The organism is Acinetobacter sp. Ac_3412, assembly GCF_013072675.1.
Taxonomy (GTDB): Bacteria; Pseudomonadota; Gammaproteobacteria; order Pseudomonadales; family Moraxellaceae; genus Acinetobacter; species Acinetobacter higginsii.
Map to the genome: position 1 here is coordinate 756,844 of NZ_LXUJ01000009.1, position 17,364 is coordinate 774,207.

The 17,364-nt window shown below is 41.8% G+C and carries 16 protein-coding genes; 7 read left to right on the plus strand and 9 right to left on the minus strand.

The window, feature by feature from the left end; all coding sequences use genetic code 11:
• Positions 1 to 4 precede the first annotated feature (4 nt).
• The gene (locus tag A7P54_RS11765) at positions 5 to 592 is read left to right on the plus strand and encodes a TetR/AcrR family transcriptional regulator (RefSeq protein ID WP_159884296.1); all 588 of its coding nucleotides are present in this window, start codon (positions 5 to 7) and stop codon (positions 590 to 592) included.
• 78 nt (positions 593 to 670) lie between these two features.
• Positions 671 to 1,297, plus strand: coding sequence for an NAD(P)H-dependent oxidoreductase (locus A7P54_RS11770; RefSeq protein ID WP_171549661.1), 627 nt, complete (start codon positions 671 to 673; stop codon positions 1,295 to 1,297).
• A 62-nt stretch (positions 1,298 to 1,359) separates the two neighbouring features.
• Here A7P54_RS11770 and nfsB read toward each other — a convergent pair whose 3' ends face one another.
• From nfsB to A7P54_RS11785, 3 genes are all read right to left on the minus strand, one after another.
• The gene (nfsB, locus tag A7P54_RS11775; protein WP_171549662.1) at positions 1,360 to 2,013 is read right to left on the minus strand and encodes an oxygen-insensitive NAD(P)H nitroreductase; all 654 of its coding nucleotides are present in this window, start codon (positions 2,011 to 2,013) and stop codon (positions 1,360 to 1,362) included.
• A 291-nt stretch (positions 2,014 to 2,304) separates the two neighbouring features.
• Positions 2,305 to 3,021, minus strand: coding sequence for a UDP-2,3-diacylglucosamine diphosphatase (locus tag A7P54_RS11780; protein ID WP_171549663.1), 717 nt, complete (start codon positions 3,019 to 3,021; stop codon positions 2,305 to 2,307).
• Between the two features lie 88 nt (positions 3,022 to 3,109).
• Positions 3,110 to 3,619, minus strand: a complete 510-nt coding sequence (locus A7P54_RS11785; RefSeq protein WP_004661403.1) for a peptidylprolyl isomerase — start codon at positions 3,617 to 3,619, stop codon at positions 3,110 to 3,112.
• 167 nt (positions 3,620 to 3,786) lie between these two features.
• On the opposite strand from A7P54_RS11785, the gene A7P54_RS11790 reads away from it, so the two are divergent.
• Complete coding sequence (locus tag A7P54_RS11790) at positions 3,787 to 5,514, plus strand: glutamine--tRNA ligase/YqeY domain fusion protein (protein WP_171549664.1); 1,728 nt, start codon at positions 3,787 to 3,789, stop codon at positions 5,512 to 5,514.
• Between the two features lie 107 nt (positions 5,515 to 5,621).
• On the opposite strand, the gene A7P54_RS11795 is transcribed toward A7P54_RS11790, so the two are convergent.
• The 5 genes from A7P54_RS11795 to A7P54_RS11815 all read right to left on the minus strand — a co-directional run bounded on the left by A7P54_RS11795 (position 5,622) and on the right by A7P54_RS11815 (position 11,828).
• Complete coding sequence (locus A7P54_RS11795) at positions 5,622 to 6,332, minus strand: glutamine amidotransferase (RefSeq protein ID WP_171549665.1); 711 nt, start codon at positions 6,330 to 6,332, stop codon at positions 5,622 to 5,624.
• A gap of 114 nt (positions 6,333 to 6,446) precedes the next feature.
• Entirely contained in the window at positions 6,447 to 7,259 is an 813-nt protein-coding gene (gene eutC / locus A7P54_RS11800; RefSeq protein WP_171549666.1) for an ethanolamine ammonia-lyase subunit EutC, read from the minus strand.
• A gap of 10 nt (positions 7,260 to 7,269) precedes the next feature.
• Positions 7,270 to 8,655 (minus strand): ethanolamine ammonia-lyase subunit EutB, encoded by a 1,386-nt coding sequence (locus tag A7P54_RS11805; RefSeq protein ID WP_171549667.1) that lies wholly within the window; start codon positions 8,653 to 8,655, stop codon positions 7,270 to 7,272.
• 23 nt (positions 8,656 to 8,678) lie between these two features.
• A complete protein-coding gene (gene eat, locus A7P54_RS11810) occupies positions 8,679 to 10,109 on the minus strand; it encodes an ethanolamine permease (RefSeq protein ID WP_171549668.1) in 1,431 nt (476 codons plus the stop codon).
• 207 nt (positions 10,110 to 10,316) lie between these two features.
• Positions 10,317 to 11,828, minus strand: a complete 1,512-nt coding sequence (locus A7P54_RS11815) for an aldehyde dehydrogenase family protein (RefSeq protein ID WP_171549669.1) — start codon at positions 11,826 to 11,828, stop codon at positions 10,317 to 10,319.
• A gap of 127 nt (positions 11,829 to 11,955) precedes the next feature.
• Between A7P54_RS11815 and A7P54_RS11820 the strand changes: the two genes are divergently transcribed.
• Positions 11,956 to 13,134: a transcriptional regulator gene (locus tag A7P54_RS11820; RefSeq protein WP_171549670.1), complete on the plus strand. Its 1,179-nt coding sequence runs from the start codon at positions 11,956 to 11,958 to the stop codon at positions 13,132 to 13,134.
• A gap of 30 nt (positions 13,135 to 13,164) precedes the next feature.
• Here the strand turns inward: A7P54_RS11820 and A7P54_RS11825 are convergent, their stop codons facing one another.
• A complete protein-coding gene (locus A7P54_RS11825) occupies positions 13,165 to 14,130 on the minus strand; it encodes an alpha/beta hydrolase (protein WP_171549671.1) in 966 nt (321 codons plus the stop codon).
• Positions 14,131 to 14,291: 161 nt separating this feature from the next.
• Here A7P54_RS11825 and A7P54_RS11830 point away from each other — a divergent pair, with 161 nt between their 5' ends.
• The 3 genes from A7P54_RS11830 to A7P54_RS11840 all read left to right on the plus strand — a co-directional run.
• Entirely contained in the window at positions 14,292 to 16,004 is a 1,713-nt protein-coding gene (locus tag A7P54_RS11830) for an AAA family ATPase (protein ID WP_171549672.1), read from the plus strand.
• A gap of 11 nt (positions 16,005 to 16,015) precedes the next feature.
• Positions 16,016 to 16,378, plus strand: coding sequence for a 5-carboxymethyl-2-hydroxymuconate Delta-isomerase (locus tag A7P54_RS11835; RefSeq protein ID WP_171549673.1), 363 nt, complete (start codon positions 16,016 to 16,018; stop codon positions 16,376 to 16,378).
• A gap of 239 nt (positions 16,379 to 16,617) precedes the next feature.
• Positions 16,618 to 17,364: phage late control D family protein (locus tag A7P54_RS11840; RefSeq protein ID WP_216077089.1), on the plus strand; the 747-nt coding region annotated here is incomplete at its 3' end.

The following is a 17,364-nucleotide window of genomic DNA, read 5'->3' on the forward strand; positions in this document are numbered from 1 at the left end:
AATTATGACTGGTAAGAGACTAAGTAAGGAAGAGCGCAGACAGCAATTGTTGCAGGTGGCCCGTTCAATTATTCGAACTCAGGGTGTAGAAGCCTTAACTCTGGGATATTTAGCAGAGCAAGCTGGTATTACTAAGCCAATTGCATATCGACATTTTATTGACCGTGAAGGGTTACTGATTGCGATTTATCAGGAGTTTGATGATAAACAGACTGCTGAGCTTAATCGGTCTTTAGCCGCAGAAGCAAAAACCTTACAGCAAACCATTCATATTTTTTGCGACGCTTATTTAAGTTGTTTTATCTCAACGGGTCCAGAGGTTGGATTGGTGATTGCGGCTTTGTCTGGTAGTGATATCTTGCAAAACTATTTTCAGCAATGTCAGCAAAAATTCACAGAAATTTTTAAACAAAGCATCCATCCATTTATTCAATTGGATGGAAAAGAGGGTGAGGCGATCGTGATCGCGATCATGGGCTTGATTGAAACGGTATCGACAGCAGCAAGTAAAAATCAAATTGATGCACTGACTGCACAGCAGGTGATGGAAAATTCACTTTTAGTTATTTTACAAGATTATTCAGCGATCTAAATATAAGCAGCAAAAACCGAGTTGACAGTATAAGTTACTATTGGTAACTTGAGAAAATCATCTATTCGGAATGGATCTATGTCTAATTCAAATAAACTCCAGCATGCTTTGATTGTTATAACACATCCAGATACACAATCACTGTCTCATCAGATTGCACAGCATATTTCTCATGATTTAACTGAAAAGGGAGTTTCAGTAGAAATTGCCGATTTATATAAGGAAGGTTTTCAAGCAGTGATGACGCTTTCTGATATTGAAGCTTATCGTGGTCGTCAATCTTTGGATGCCGATGTTCAATTTGAACAGGCGCGCTTTGATCGTGCGGATGTTGTCTATTTTATTTTTCCTGTGTATTGGTGGTCGGTTCCTGCTTTCTTAAAGGGCTGGTTTGAACGTGTATTTAGTCAGGACTGGGCCTACAAATACGATGAACAGGGGAATCTATTGGGTACTCTAAAAAATATTCCAGTTAAACTGATTGGGACTGCAACAGGGACGCAATCTGGGTATGATCGGCACGGTTATACACAAGCGATTCACAAACAAATCGTGGAAGGTATTTTTGCCTATTGTGGGATCGATGATGTTCAAACCTCAATGCTGTTTAAAGCAGATTTTATTCAGGCCGATGATCTGAAGGTCTTTTTTGAAGAATTAGACCAGACGGTTTTAAGTCAATCTCAAATCAATACGAATGCGTAATGCTAAGCCCTAATAATAAGGTGTAATTGGTTATTATTAGGGCAACTATTCAATAAATGTTGTTATAGACGAGTAAAAACCACTTCATCGGGTAGTCGTGATTTTGGCAGTTTGGCATTGAAATCACTGTCACTGCGATATCCGAGTGCAACAATTACAGAGGCTTTTAAGCCTTTTTCAGCCAAATCAAATTCTTTATTAAGAAGTTCTCTATCAAACCCTTCCATAGGTGTTGCGTCGATTCCTTCTAGACCCGCAGCAAAAAGCAGTTGTCCAAGTGCAAGGTAGGTCTGGTTTTCCATCCATGCAGGAAGATTTTTCAGTTCATTACGATAGAATTCAACATAACCAGAACGTGTGGCACGTTGTCCTTGTTTGGCAGTTTCATCTTTAAAGCGACCACTGGCATCATCTTGCTGTAATAATTGTTCTAAGTATTCAGCAGAAATATCGGTACGCGTGCAAAATACTAAGGTATGTGAAGAATTAAGAACTTTGGCCGCGTTATACACATAGTTGCCAGTCAATGCCGATGCAATACGCTGCTTTGCTTGATCAGATTCAGCAACCAAGAAGTGCCAAGGTTGAATATTTACCGAAGAAGGGCTGAAACGTAAAATTTCGAGTAGTTTTTCAAATTGTGCTTGAGGAATTTTCTTCTCTGCATCATAAGCTTTTGTGGCGTAACGTGTTTTTGCTGTAGCTAAAGTATCCATCCGTCATTTACTCGATTTTAAAATTTAATTTATTTTACTTGATCTAAATTTCACGAAAAGTAGCTAAATGTGATTTCTATATAGATTTAAGTCGTATATAAGCTTTATCAGAGCGATTAAAGTACTGATCAAGTGTAAGTAGATGACAGATTGAAGGTTTAGCGAAGTGCAAGAGGCTTAAAACGACTAAAGTTCTTATCCAAGTGTAAGGCAATAATTTATTAATGAATGGCTGGGATAAAAATATGAAGAGATAAAAGAAGTAATTAAGATAAGTTAAAGCGTGATTAATTAATAGAGCCACTGTTTAAAATCTAATTGATAATTTTCTTGTGGGCTGAGTTCTAAAATCCAAGCTGAATCTGCTCGCCAATCTCCTAAAACAATACGTTGTTTGTTAAGGACATGGTGGATTTCTGGACGATGGGTATGACCGTGAATTAAATAATCAACGTGTTCAATCACGGATTCTACTGCTTGAGCATTAACATCCATAATGTCATAACTTTTCAGTTGTTTGGTTTCGCTACTTTTTTTACGGAAACCATTGGCAAGTTTTTGTCTAAAGCTCAATGGGGTGCGTTTTATTAGCCCCAATAATACGGGGTTACGAATCACTTTGCGAAAACGTTGGTAGGCAACATCATCGGTACAGAGCGCATCGCCATGTTCCAGTCGGAACGTATGTCGCTGAATATTTAAGGTATAAACGTCAGGCAGTAAAATGCCATCGAATTGTTTTAAGAATTTTTGACCTAAGGCAAAATCACGATTCCCCACTTGGAAATAAACTTGGTTATTCGCTGCGGTGAATTTTTGCAAAGCGCTGACAATTTCATCTAACCACGGGGCGGTGTAATCATCCCCAATCCAAGCATTAAACCAATCACCCAAAATATAGAGTTGTGTGTTTTTATCCTGGTATTGTTTCAATAAAGCTAAAAACCCTCGAACGAGTCGAGGGTGATCAGGTGACAAATGTAGATCTGAGATAAACAGGTAGGTCACACTTTTATCCTATTTTATAATCCCTCCCAACCTCCCTTTGTAAAGGGAGGAGTTTCCCCTCTTTTAAAAGAGGGGTTAGGGGAGATTCTTATTCAGAGATAATTTTAGCAGATTCAATTACAACGTTCTCTAAAGGAACGTCTGCGTGATAACCACGGTTACCCGTACGTACGCCTTTGATCGCTTCTACGATATCAAGACCTTCAACCACTTTACCAAATACTGCATAACCCCAGCCTTGTGCTGTTTTACCCGTGTGGTTTAAGAAAGAGTTGTTTTTAACATTGATAAAGAATTGAGCAGATGCAGAGTGCGGAGCTTGGGTACGCGCCATTGCAATTGTGCCTTCATCGTTGCTTAAGCCGTTGTCAGCTTCGTTTTCGATTGAATCACGCGTTGCTTTTTCTTTGAAGTTTTCGTCCATGCCACCGCCTTGGATCATAAAACCATCAATCACGCGGTGGAAAATTACGCCGTCATAGAAACCGTCACGTACATATTCTAAGAAATTTGCAACCGTTTTTGGTGCTTTTTCAGCGTTAAGCTCAAGAACAATACGACCTTTGTTGGTGTTTAATTCGACTTGAGGAAAACTCATTACATTAATCTCCTAAACATGGGCAAATTGACCATGGGTTTTTGGTTGAGAGAAGCATAAGCAAACTGTAAACTACAAGGCAAGTAAAAAACGTTAAAATCTTTCATAAATAGCAAAGATTGCGTTTTTATTTCCCATTTTTAACTGTAAGAAGTGATTTACACCCTATGAAGCCAAATGATGTTGTTTCTGAACTGCCAAAGACCCCGACGCCGAATACCCATGCCTCTGTCGATGCCGTGCAGCAAGAACAACAGGCAGGCTTAGACTTTGTACGTCAAGTCATTACCGATGATTTAAAAGAAGGTCGTACCCAAAAAGTTGTAACTCGTTTCCCGCCTGAGCCAAATGGTTACCTACATATTGGTCATGTCAAAGCAATTTGTTTGAATTTTGGTATTGCCGAAGAATTTGAAGGTTTATGTAATTTACGTTTTGACGATACAAACCCAGATGCCGAAGAACAAGAATATGTTGATGGTATTGCCAAGGATGTGAAATGGTTAGGTTTTAACTGGAATGGCGAGCCTCGCTATGCTTCTGGTTATTTTGATCAACTTTATGCATGGGCTGTTCAGTTAATTGAACAAGGTGATGCTTATGTTGATCTACAAACCCCAGAAGAAATTAAGTTGAACCGTGGTAATTTTGTTGAGCCGGGTAAAAACTCGCCGTATCGTGATGCGACTGTTGCAGAAAATCTTGCGCGTTTTGAACAAATGCGTAATGGTGAAATCCAAGAAGGCGGTGCTGTACTTCGTGCCAAAATCGACATGGCTAGCCCGAATGTGCATATGCGTGATCCGATTCTTTATCGCGTATTGCATTCAGAACATCACCAAACCGGTGATAAATGGAAAATGTACCCAATGTATGACTACGCTCATCCATTGTCTGATGCGATTGAAGGTATTACCCATTCACTCTGTACTTTAGAATTCCAAGATCATCGTCCATTCTATGACTGGATTGTAGAAAAAGTTCACTCGCAAGCTGTACCACGTCAGTACGAGTCTTCTCGTTTAAACATCGATTACACCATTACGTCTAAACGTAAATTACGTAAATTGGTTGAAGGTCATCATGTACAGGGCTGGGACGATCCACGTATGCCAACAGTCGTAGGGATGCGTCGCCGTGGTTTTACCGCAGAAGGTTTACGCGATTTCTGTAAGCGTGTTGGTGTATCGAAAACGGATGGTATTGTTGATGTGGCAATGCTTGAGTTCTGTATTCGCCAGTCTTTGGAAAATACCGCAGCACGTGGCATGGCAGTACTGAATCCATTGAAAGTGACATTGACCAATTTGCCTGAAGAATTGGATCTCACTCATGCACGTCATCCAAACGTGGATATGGGCGAACGTATTATTCCGTTAACGCGTGAACTTTATATTGATCGTAAAGATTTTGAAGAAGTACCACCGAAAGGCTTTAAACGTCTGATTCCTGATGGTGAAGTGCGTTTACGTCATGCCTATGTGATCAAGTGTGATGAAGTAATTAAAGATGCCAATGGTGAAGTGATCGAACTTAAATGTTCAATTGACCCTGAAACTTTAGGTAAAAACCCTGAAGGGCGTAAGGTGAAAGGGGTTGTTCATTGGGTCTCTGCGACCAAAGGTGTACCTGCGGAAGTGCGTATTTACGATCGTTTGTTTAACGAAGCAGCACCAGATGCTGATGATGATTTCCTTGCACATTTAAACCCAGAATCATTGCAAGTGGTTCAAGCGGTGATTGAGCCAGCTTTAGCACAAGCAAAACCTGAAGATCGTTTCCAGTTTGAACGTGAAGGTTACTTTGTTGCGGATCAACATGATCATCAAGCTGAAAAGCCTGTGTTTAACCGTATTCTGGATTTAAAAGACAGTTTTAAAGCAGACAAGAAGTAAGTGTGAAGCAAATTCTCCTCACTGAGTGTTTGGAGAATTAGATTTAGACTGAAAAAGCCCAATTTTTAAATTGGGCTTTTTTATTGAGACTCTAAAAGAATGAAGTTTTAAATATTCAGATTGTCTAAGAACGTTTGAATGACCAATCGGCACTGCTGTTCTAACTGTGCTGCATAAGCCTGATTATCTTGACGTAATTGAGGAATAGATAAACCTGCATGGCGTATTTCACAGGTATGGCCAATGAGCCATTTTTCAAAATTTTCTTCAGCGATTTCAAGATGGAACTGCAATGCCAAGATATTATTACCCACAGAAAAAGCTTGATTTGGATAGATCGCTGAACTTGCCAATAGTGTGCTATTTTCAGGTAAATCAAAAGTGTCACCATGCCAGTGCAGCACTTCGATATTTTCTAATGCGGCTAAGGGATTCGTCTCAAGCACTTTAATGTCTAATTTGCTCCAACCAATCTCTTTTTGGTGTCCAGCATAGACTTTTGCACCGAGTGCGAGTGCGATCAGTTGTGCACCTAAGCAAATTCCAATGGTGGGTTTATTGGCTTTTAAGCGTTGTTTTAGTCCTGCAATTTCATCCACTAAAAACGGGTAGTCCTCGGTTTCATAAACGCCGATTGGACCGCCGAGAATCACCGTTAAGCCATCATAACTAAGCGCTGGACTTAGATCATCCACACCCGCTTCAAAATAACGGACGCGAAAACCCAATTGATAAAAAATATCTTCTAATGAACCTAGGTCTTCAAAAGCAAGATGTTGAATGGCATAAACGGTTTTTAGGTGAGTGGCGAGGGGCATGACCGAGTACCAATGAATAAAAATTATGTTGTATCTTAAATCATTTTTAAGACCGATGTGTTGACCTTATGCGTGTTGGACAGCACTGGAAAATAGAGCTGTCCAATTGCTCAGTTAAAAAAGCAATCTACGTTGATGATGTTCTTCAACAGTTGGAACCACATGTTCATCCTTTAAATCGACACCAGATAACCCCAGTCGTTTGGAGTTATGCATTAAAGCCAATAAGCGTTGTGTGGCGATTGGCGTACTTAATCCTGCGGGACGAATATTGGAAATACAGTTACGTTGCGAATCTAGGCAACCGCTATACGCCTCCCATGTATAGTAAAGTCCCATACTGTCAGGTGAACTGAGCCCAGGACGCTCGCCAATCAGCATAATGAGCATACGGGCCTGAAAAATTTCAGCAATTTGATCGCCTAAAGCAACACGGCTGCCTGTGGCAATCACAACCGGGGCTAAGGACCACTGTTGTTCTGCAAAAGGCTGGATCAGTGCCTGTATAAAAGGTAGTGCATTTTCTTCAATAGCACGGGCCGATAAACCATCACCAATCACAATACAGATATCATAAGCCTGCGAATCTTTTTGCATCTGCTGAAGCAGTTGTGTCGAATCGGTTGAAAGTAAACGTCCTAAATCAGGTCGCTTCAAATACAGCTCTTTATGTTCAGCCTGACTTTGTACATGGATTGGGTTTAAACCTAGTTTTTGTAGCTGTTCTTGCAGATGTGTGACATTTAGTGATTGGAAAACCGCATCTTTGGCTTGGGCATGACTGAGTTGGAAATCAAGTAATGCGTGGGTTGGAATGCTGCATCCTGCACGTCCAATGGCAATACGAGCATCAGTAAACTGTTTCAGTGTTTCCCACTGGTCTTGATGCGCCTGTGCAGGAAATTGAATGTCTTTAGAAAGCTTCATTTGATTCTCCTTAATGCATCAATAATCTGGAGAATTGAGCGGGCATTTGTTCTGCCCAATGAATCTGTTGCTGTTGCTGTTTTAAAATGCCTTGTTGTTCTAACCAGAGTGAAAACTCAGGGGCAGGCTGTAGCCCAAGCAGTTGTCTGAGGTATAGTGCATCATGAAAAGAGGTGGTTTGATAATTCAACATCACATCATCCGAACCCGGAATGCCCATAATAAAATTAATGCCTGCTGTACCAAATAAGGTCAGCAGCACATCCATATCGTTCTGATCGGCATCTGCATGATTGGTATAGCAAATATCGCAGCCCATTGGCAGACCAAGCAACTTGCCACAAAAATGATCTTCTAGACCAGCGCGAATAATTTGTTTTCCGTCGTAGAGATATTCAGGGCCAATAAAGCCGACCACGGTATTGACCAATAAAGGCTTGTATTTGCGTGCCACAGCATAGGCCCGTGCTTCGATGGTTTGCTGATCAACGCCGTGATGTGCATTACTGGATAGGGCACTACCTTGACCTGTTTCAAAATACATCACGTTGTTGCCAAGCGTACCGCGGTTTAACGCCAGTGTCGCTTCATAACCTTCTTGTAGCATTTGAAGTGAAATACCAAAACCTTCATTGGCTTTTTGTGTACCAGCGATGGATTGAAACATCAGGTCAATTGGAACATTCTTTTCTGCCAGTTGTATGCCAGAACTGATGTGGGTCAGAACACAAGACTGGGTCGGGATTTGATATTCTTGAATAACATGGTCAATCAGTTTTAGTAGCTCAGAGAGATTATGCAGATTGTCTGTTGCTGGGTTAATTCCGATCACTGCATCACCATTGCCATACATCAAGCCATCCAAAATACTGGCGGAAATACCCAGTACATCATCGGTCGGATGATTGGGTTGTAAACGCGTGGATAAGTGTCCTTTTAAACCGATAGTATTGCGAAACTGGGTAATGACCTCACATTTGCTTGCAACATAAATCAGGTCTTGATTGCGCATGATTTTACTCACAGCGGCAACCATTTCTGGGGTTAAACCCGCTGCAAGCTGTTGTAGCTTCTCGGTGGTTGCATCTTCACTGAGTAACCAGTTACGGAAATCACCCACCGTAAAATGCGCAATTGGTGCAAATAGATCAGCGCGATGTTCATCAATAATTAGTCGGGTAATTTCATCGGTTTCATAATCCACTACGGTTTCATTTAAAAAGTTTTTTAGCGGTACATCTGCAAGCGTAATTTGTGCCGCAACACGTTCAGTAGCATCCTGCGCAGCAACCCCCGCCAGTTGATCACCAGAACGCAAAGGGGTGGCTTTTGCCATCAAGGTTTTAAGATCGGCAAACTGATAGTGTTGTTGGGCCACGATTTGACGGTAACGCATGATCTTCTCCTTAATCTTTCTGGTTATTGCTTTTCATCTGCCGTGATTTGGGCAAACTCTTCTTCTGGCGTCCCTTGTATGAGTTGATGACGGCTATAAAAGATAAAATAGGCAATAAAGACCATATAAATACCAGCCGCAATACACCACACTTTAGGATTGACCAGAAAACCTGCGACAACGGCGATGGCAGCCAAAATTAAGGCAATGCTCGAGGTGACGATACCACCAGGTGTTTTATAGGGACGGTGCATTAAGGGGCGAGATACGCGTAGCTTAATATGCGAGAGCATCATCAAGACATAAGAAATGGTCGCACCGAAGACTGCAATTAAAATCAGTAAATCGCCTTCTTTACTTAAGGACAAGAAGAAGCCAATGATGCCAGGAATAATGATGGCTAAATAAGGGGCGTGATTTTTGTTGGTCAATGACAGCGATGTGGGTAAATAGCCGGCACGGGAGAGCGCAAAAATCTGGCGTGAATAGGCATAGATAATCGAAAATAAACTGGCGATGAGCCCCGCAAGACCGACAAAATTAACAAAGTTCGCCAGCCATGTACCTTGACCATAGACTTTGACGAGAGCATCGACCAAGGGCGCACTGGAGTTTTGTAGGGTACTGGCACCGGCTGCACCTGCGCCTAAAAATAGAATCAGTAGGGCAAAGGCGGTTAAAATTAACATCGCACCAATCAATCCGCGTGGCAGTGATTTGGCAGGGTCTTTGGCTTCTTCAGCGGCTAAGGGTACACCTTCAACCGCCAAGAAAAACCAAATCGCATAGGGAACCGCTGCCCAAATGCCTAAATAGCCATAGGGTAAAAAGCTGCTTGCGCCAAATTGTTGCCCTGCAGCAATATCAAACAGATTCTGCGAATTAAAATGAGGCAACATCGCAACGATAAAAACAGCCAATGCAATCGCCGCAACCAAGGTGATGGCAAACATAATTTTAAGAGCTTCACCAGCACCTTTCAGGTGAATACTCATAAAAATCAGATAACAAGCTAAATAAACTTGCCAACCACCAATACCGAATAGAGATTCACAATAGGCCCCAATAAAGACCGCAATGGCGGCAGGCGCAATCGCATACTCAATCAGAATCGCGGTACCTGTTAAATAACCACCGAGTGGACCAAATGCGATACGCGCAAAACTATAGCCACCACCTGCTGTTGGTAGCATGGTCGCCATTTCTGACATGGCAAGACATAGGCAGAGATACATCACGGCAACGACTGCGGTGGCAACAAACATGCCGCCCCAACCCCCTTGAGCGATACCAAAATTCCAGCCAGCGAAATCACCTGAAATGACATAGGCGACCCCTAAGCCGATCAGTAATAACCAGCCCACGGCACCTTGCTTGAGTTTTCTTTGGGCAAAATAATCTTCAGAAGAGGTTGCAGATACTGAAAGTGCAGAAATAGGTTCTTGGTTGTTCATACAAAGCTCCGTGTATGGGTCTCATCAGCAAGATGCAAAAGCAATGCCGATGTTGCACACCTTGTGCCAAAATTAATTTTTTATTTGATTGCTTGATCCAGTTTGATTGAGAAAATACGGTGTTTATCGAATCATCAGTACATTATGGTTTAAGGCTGTATAAGCCTATGTCGCAAGGCTTATACAGTATTTGATCCTTCAATTGGCTTAGAAAAAGCCCATGGCTTTGGTTGAATAGCTCACCAACAGATTTTTGGTTTGTTGATAGTGGTCGAGCATCATTTTGTGGTTTTCACGGCCTACACCTGACTTTTTATAGCCTCCAAATGCAGCATGAGCAGGGTAGATGTGGTAACAATTGGTCCAAACTCGACCCGCTTCAATGGCACGACCTGCACGATAGGCGGTATGCGTTGAACGTGACCAGACCCCAGCACCTAAGCCATACATGGTGTCATTGGCAATCTGAATGGCTTCATCAAAATCCTTAAATGTGGTTACCGACAGTACAGGGCCAAAGATTTCTTCCTGAAACACTTGCATGTTGTTATGACCTTTAAAGATGGTCGGTTCGATGTAGTAACCATTGCCAACCTCTTGGCGACCATGCCCACCCAATAGCACTTCCGCACCTTCTTTTCGGCCTGTATCGATACAGCGCAGGATTTTCTCTTGTTGTTCCAAGGAGGCTTGCGCACCGACCATGGTGTCGGTATCAAGTGGATGTCCGAGCTTAATCCGCTTGACCCGTTCGATGGCTTTTTCCATAAATTGATCGGCAATACTTTCCTGAATCAAGGCACGCGATGGGCAGGTGCAGACTTCACCTTGATTCAGCGCAAACATGGCAAAACCTTCAAGGGTTTTATCCAGAAAATCATCGTCATGATCCATGACATCGGCAAAGAACACATTTGGTGATTTCCCGCCGAGCTCCAAAGTCACTGGAATGATGTTTTCGGTGGCATATTGCATGATCAATTGCCCAACTTGCGTTGAACCGGTAAACGCAATTTTGGCAATACGTGGACTGGTTGCCAGTGGACGGCCAACTTCGGCACCATAACCATTGACGATATTGAGTACACCCGCAGGTAATAGGTCTTGTATCAGCTCAGCCACCAATAAAATGCCAACAGGTGTTTGCTCCGCAGGTTTGATCACCACGCAGTTCCCTGCTGCCAATGCCGGTGCCAGTTTCCATGCCGCCATGAGGATTGGGAAGTTCCAAGGGATGATTTGTCCAACCACGCCGAGTGGTTCATGAAAATGATAGGCAATGGTGTCTTCATCTATTTCAGAAATACCACCTTCCTGTGCGCGAATACAGCCTGCAAAATAACGGAAATGATCTATGGCCAGAGGGATATCCGCCGCCAGCGTTTCACGGACCGGTTTACCATTATCCCAAGTTTCAGCAACTGCCAACATTTCCAAATTGGCTTCCATACGGTCAGCAATTTTAAGTAATAAATTAGATCGTGTGGTTGGAGATGATTTACTCCATTCTTGCTTGGCTTTGTGGGCGGCATCTAGCGCCAATTCAATATCTTCTGCACTCGAACGTGGAATACGAGTAAAACTTTTGCCATCGACAGGAGAAATATTGTCGAAGTAGACTCCTTTAACAGGGGCAACCCACTGTCCACCAATAAAGTTTTCATATTGGTCTTTAAAATGGATTTTTGAACCAGATTGATTCGGATCAACATAGCGCATATACATACTCCTTTATGTGTTGTGATATTTTTAAATAAAGTACTGGGTACGTTATTGAGAATGACGTTATCGCGTTGAAGGTTGGAAAAAGGTTGGAATTGCATGTAAGGGAATAGGGAAATTACAAATGCATACAAAAAGGGAATTACAGCAACAGCGGACATTGGTTGAGCAACTCAGGGCACAAAGTAGCCTCAATCCACAACATGCCGAAAAAATGGAACAGAGTATTGCCAGTTCATGGGAGCGTTCTACACGTGCTGATATTCCTAAAGAACGTTTAGCTGCACCTTTACTTGATCAAGTTTCGACTCAAACAGGTTCATTGGCCTTGGCATTACAGGCCTGTCAACAAGACCTCAAGCATGTTGCAGAGCAGTCAGCGATGGTGCTTGCGGTTGGCGATGTCGGCAGTACCATTATTTGGACGGCATCCTGTACCCAAATGCGCAATGCTGCTGAACGTGTTCATTTTGTTGCAGGTGGGCAATGGCAGGAGGAACTGGTCGGCACCAATGCACTGGCACTTTCGCTGAAGACGCAGAAATCAAGTTGTGTATTTTCCAATGAACACTATATGGCGTCGGTGCATGATTGGGTTTGCTATGCTGCTCCAATCCTAGACCCGTACTCCAAACAAGTCTTAGGTGTAGTAGATTTATCCACCACATGGGAAAACCACAATAGTTTAGGTTTATTGGCGGTCGAACGCTGCGCTACAATTATTCAAATGGCAGTGCAAGAGTTACAACAACAGCATGTGTATCTCCGTACTTTTAATACAGCACAGGTCTTGATCAATGGCAAAAACTTGAGCTTAAGCCCGAGACAAGTGGAAATTCTGGTGATTTTGGCTTTATGCCCGCAAGGACTGAATTTAGAGAATTTACATCAAGCGTTGTATGGGGAACGCAAAGTCAGTATGGGGACATTAAAAGCGGAGATGTCTCATTTAAGAGAGCATTTGGGAGACTTACTTGGCTCTCGTCCTTATCGCCTGAATGTACCTGTTGAGGCGGATTTCCTGCAACTGGAACAAGCATTGGATGCGGGTTATATCAACACAGCACTACAACGCTATACCGGCATTTTTTTAGCGAAAACTGAAAGTCCATTTTTATCAGCTTGGCGGGATTGCTTGGAATCTCGTTTGAGTCATGCGATTTTCCAGACACAGGGCAGTGATGCTTTATTAAAGCATTTGGCTTATTGTCCGGAAGCAGTGGATGCGGCGGAACGCTTATTGGAGTTATTACCAGCCTCGCATCCCGCTAAAAATATGCTCAGTAAGTACCAAGACCACTGAGCATCAAGATATTTAAAATGGTCGTCGGTATTACTGGATTTTTTCAGCTAGCCATGCAAAAAGCTGTTGATACACCTGCTCACGTACAGATGGTGCAGACAGTACAAGATCATGTAAACCATTTTGAATCGACAGGGTTTGCACATCACCTTTCATTTTCTTGGCATTTTGAGTCATATCATTGACATCTAGAATCACATCGCTTTGCTGTGCATCAATACCCCATTTTTTAGGGAATTTGGATTGATGTGAATGCATGATTAGGGTAGGCACATTTAAGGTCACGCCTTGATGGATTTCTTTTTGTGCTTCATGAATGGCCGTGACAAAAGAGAGATGTACAAAAGGCATGGTTTTTGGTTTCCAATCCAGATTGAAATCCCATTCACCGTAAAAATCTTTATGCAAGCTTGGTGTGTACCACGGGTTTAGACCACTTGGAAATTTTGCATTCGGTAAGCGTTTACCCACTTCACTGAGTAAGGGAATCCCGACTTTTTTCTCAATGACACTTTTATAGAAATCATAAAAGGGGCTGTTATTCCAAACCGCTTTAATTAAACGATGGTCAGGATAATGTGCAGCATATAAAGTCGCAATTAAACCGCCTGTCGAATGTCCTGCCAATACAACCTGATTATGATTTTCTTGACTGATCACTTCGAGTGCCTTGCTGATTTCAGCATCGTATTCGCGTAGATCTAAAACGTAGTAGAGTTTTTGATGAGGAAGTTTTGAGCGACCATATTTTCTGAGGTCGAGTGCGTAAAAATCGTAACCATGCTGATTGAATTGTTCAGCCATTTCTTTTTGAAAAAAATAGTCTGCAAAACCATGGATATATAAAACTGCTTTTTTGGTCGCTTCAGCGGCCTTCTTGCGGACCAAGGTCGCAACAACTTTTCCATCATAATCATCAGCGAAATTTAAAGTCAGTTGCTGATAATCTTCACCAAGTATATCTGTTTGATATTCATAAAGATTTGAAGTAGTCATTTTTATAGATCAAGTCTGAATTCATTAACAAACACATTAAATGAAAACCCTTGGATGTCAATGTAATTATACGACACCTAGCGTTCGCGAATTGGATTTGCGTTTTTATTTTTGCGAAAAAATCGTTAAGCTATGCGTTGTTGTTTTTGACTGAAGAAATTATGAAACAAGAGACTGCACTCAAGTTACTCAAGGCTGGGGAAAATGTTTTTTTAACGGGCTCAGCAGGTGCAGGAAAAACCTATACGCTTAATCAGTACATTCATTATCTCAAAGCGCGTAAAGTACCTGTTGCGATCACTGCATCTACAGGGATTGCGGCCACGCATATGAATGGTATGACCATCCATACTTGGGCGGGAATTGGGATTAAAGACCGTTTGACTGATGATGATCTGAAACGGATGAAAGAGCGTAAATATTTAAAAGAGCATTTAGAAAATGCCCAAGTCTTGATTATTGATGAAATTTCAATGTTGCATGCTAAGCAATTGAATTTGGTCAATCAGGTATTGAAATACTTTAAAGAAAGTGACGAAGCCTTTGGTGGGATTCAAGTCATTGTTGCAGGGGATTTCTTCCAGTTACCGCCAGTCGGTAAAAAGGATGAAAGCAATCGCGATAAATTCTGCTTTATGTCGGAGGCTTGGGTCGAAGCCAAATTCCGTGTCTGTTATTTAACGGAACAGCATCGTCAGGATGATGAAATCCTCAATCAGATTCTCAATGCAATTCGGGCGCAGAATATTCAAGGCAACCATATTAGTGCTTTGCAACAATCGCGGCAGCACGATATTGGCGAGACCTTTACCCGTTTATATACGCACAATATGGATGTCGATAATATTAATTATCAGCACCTGAATGAAATTGACAATGAAAGCCATCAATTCAATGCGGTTGTTGATGGTAATGAAAAGTTGATGGAAACCTTAAAATCTTCAGTGCGTGCACCTGAAGAGCTCACCCTAAAGAAAAATGCCAAAGTGATGTTTGTTAAAAACAACTTTGATATGGGCTATATCAATGGCAGTTTGGGTGAAGTCATTGGTTTTGAAGAAGACGATAAGCAGGGCATTTTGCCTAAAGTGAAGTTGACGGATGGTACAACCTTCTTGGTTGAACCTGAAACATGGTCGATTGAAAATGAAGCGGGTAAGGCAATTGCCAGTTTCCAACAGATTCCGTTGCGTTTGGCATGGGCAATCACTATTCATAAAAGTCAGGGTATGACTTTGGAAGCCGCAGAGATCAATCTCAGTAATACCTTTGAAAAAGGTCAGGGCTATGTGGCTTTATCACGTTTAAAATCTCTGACAGGGCTGAAATTGCTCGGCTTTAATGAGCAGGCGCTTGAACTGGATAGTCTCGCAATCAAAGCAGATCGCCGTTTTCAGGAGTTATCGAGTGAAGCGGAAGCCAACTTTGAAAATATTGATTTAAGCACACAGCATAATGCCTTTATTCGGCATTGTGGTGGCACACTGAATGCGACTGAAATTGCCCGTAATGAAAAGAAAATCGCCAAAGGTGCAAAACAGAATTATGCCGCAGCAACCTTGGATGAAACCCGTACTTTATTTGAAGAAGGCTATGAAATTGAAGATATTGCACATGAGCGTGGTTTAACGCCTGCAACGATCATCAATCATCTGGCGCGTTTGCATAAAGAGCAGGGTTTGGATATTTCAGTCGCCAGTCCAGGCGATGAAGTGATTGAAGAAGTGCGTAAGATTTATAAGCGTTTGCATAAACGTAAAAATCCTGAACATTTTACTGATGATGGTTCGATTAAATTGCGTCCCATTGTTGAAGCCACTAGTCCGCGAATGGCTTATGACCAAGTCCGTTTAGCTTTATTATTTGTAGAATAGGAATCATAAAAATGCCGCATTTAATTGCAAACTATTCGGCTAATTTAACTGAATTAAATCCGCATCAATTATTAAAAGATGCGAATATCGCATTAATTGAAACAGATTTATTTGTCGCACATGATATTAAATCTCGTGCATTTAAAGACGAGATATTTTTAATTGGTTTGAATGAAACAGAAGAAGCCTATATTCATTTAAAACTGTATTTATTGAGTGGCAGAACGCAGGCTCAAAAACAAGCCGTGGGTGCGGCATTATTGCAGCGACTGCAGCAAAAAAGCTATATCCAGTCTAAGTTCAGCTATCCGATACAGTTGTGTGTTGAAGTGATTGATATGCCGAAAGAAGATTATTTTAAGGCCACAGTCTAAGGCTGAATGATTGCTGTTTTATCAAATAGGGAGAATTGGCCTTATTTGATAAAACATTTTGGTTTGTATGTATTTTTATTTAATCCTGTAAAAAAATTATTAATCATTATTTTAAGTGCTTAGACTAAAATCTGCAGTTTATTACAGGCTTTGTTGCAAGAACGTAACATTAAAAATATAGACAGATTTGTATGCTGTTTATAAAATGGCGTAAATTTTAGTTAATATTTTATAAAATAATGTTGAGTAATATATTTCAGGCCTTGGACAGTTTGGGCCTTACTGCACAAAAACGTGCAATCCATATTCAGTTTTCCAATCAAAATTTAAATACTCAAGTCTTCCTACAACGTATTGATGGTCAACATCAACTGAATGACGGATTTAAGGCAGAACTGATCTGCCTGTCGACCAATGCGGCGATTCCTCTGAAACAATTTATTGGTAGCCAAGCAGCAATTGATACGGTGACTGATCAAGGTCAACTCACTCGTGTCACAGGGATTATTACTCAAGCCTTACAAGGACAATCAGACGGCAGCCTCACTGTCTATAAACTGACTTTAGAAGATCCCACCGCACTGTGGAAACAACGCCGTAACAGCCGTGTGTTTATGAACAAGAGCGTGCGTGATGTGGTGGAAATCATCTTCAAAGAGTGGCAACAAAAAAGTCCCTTATTTGCATCCAGCTTAACGCTTGATTTAAGCGGATTGAGCCAAGATTACGATGTTCGTCCCTTTATCATGCAACATTCGGAAGTTGATTACGACTTCCTGACGCGTTTGCTACGGAGCGAATCGATTAACTGGCTCATTGATGAGGCTGAACGAACCGTCGCGCAAAGCAGTGCTGCGATTCAGCCGCAAAAACTACGTCTGATTGACGACAATAGCCAATACCAAGCCTTAGAGCGTCGGCAGATTCGTTATCACCGTAGTAGTGCCACGGAACAATACGACAGTATGACCAGTCTGGTTGGACAA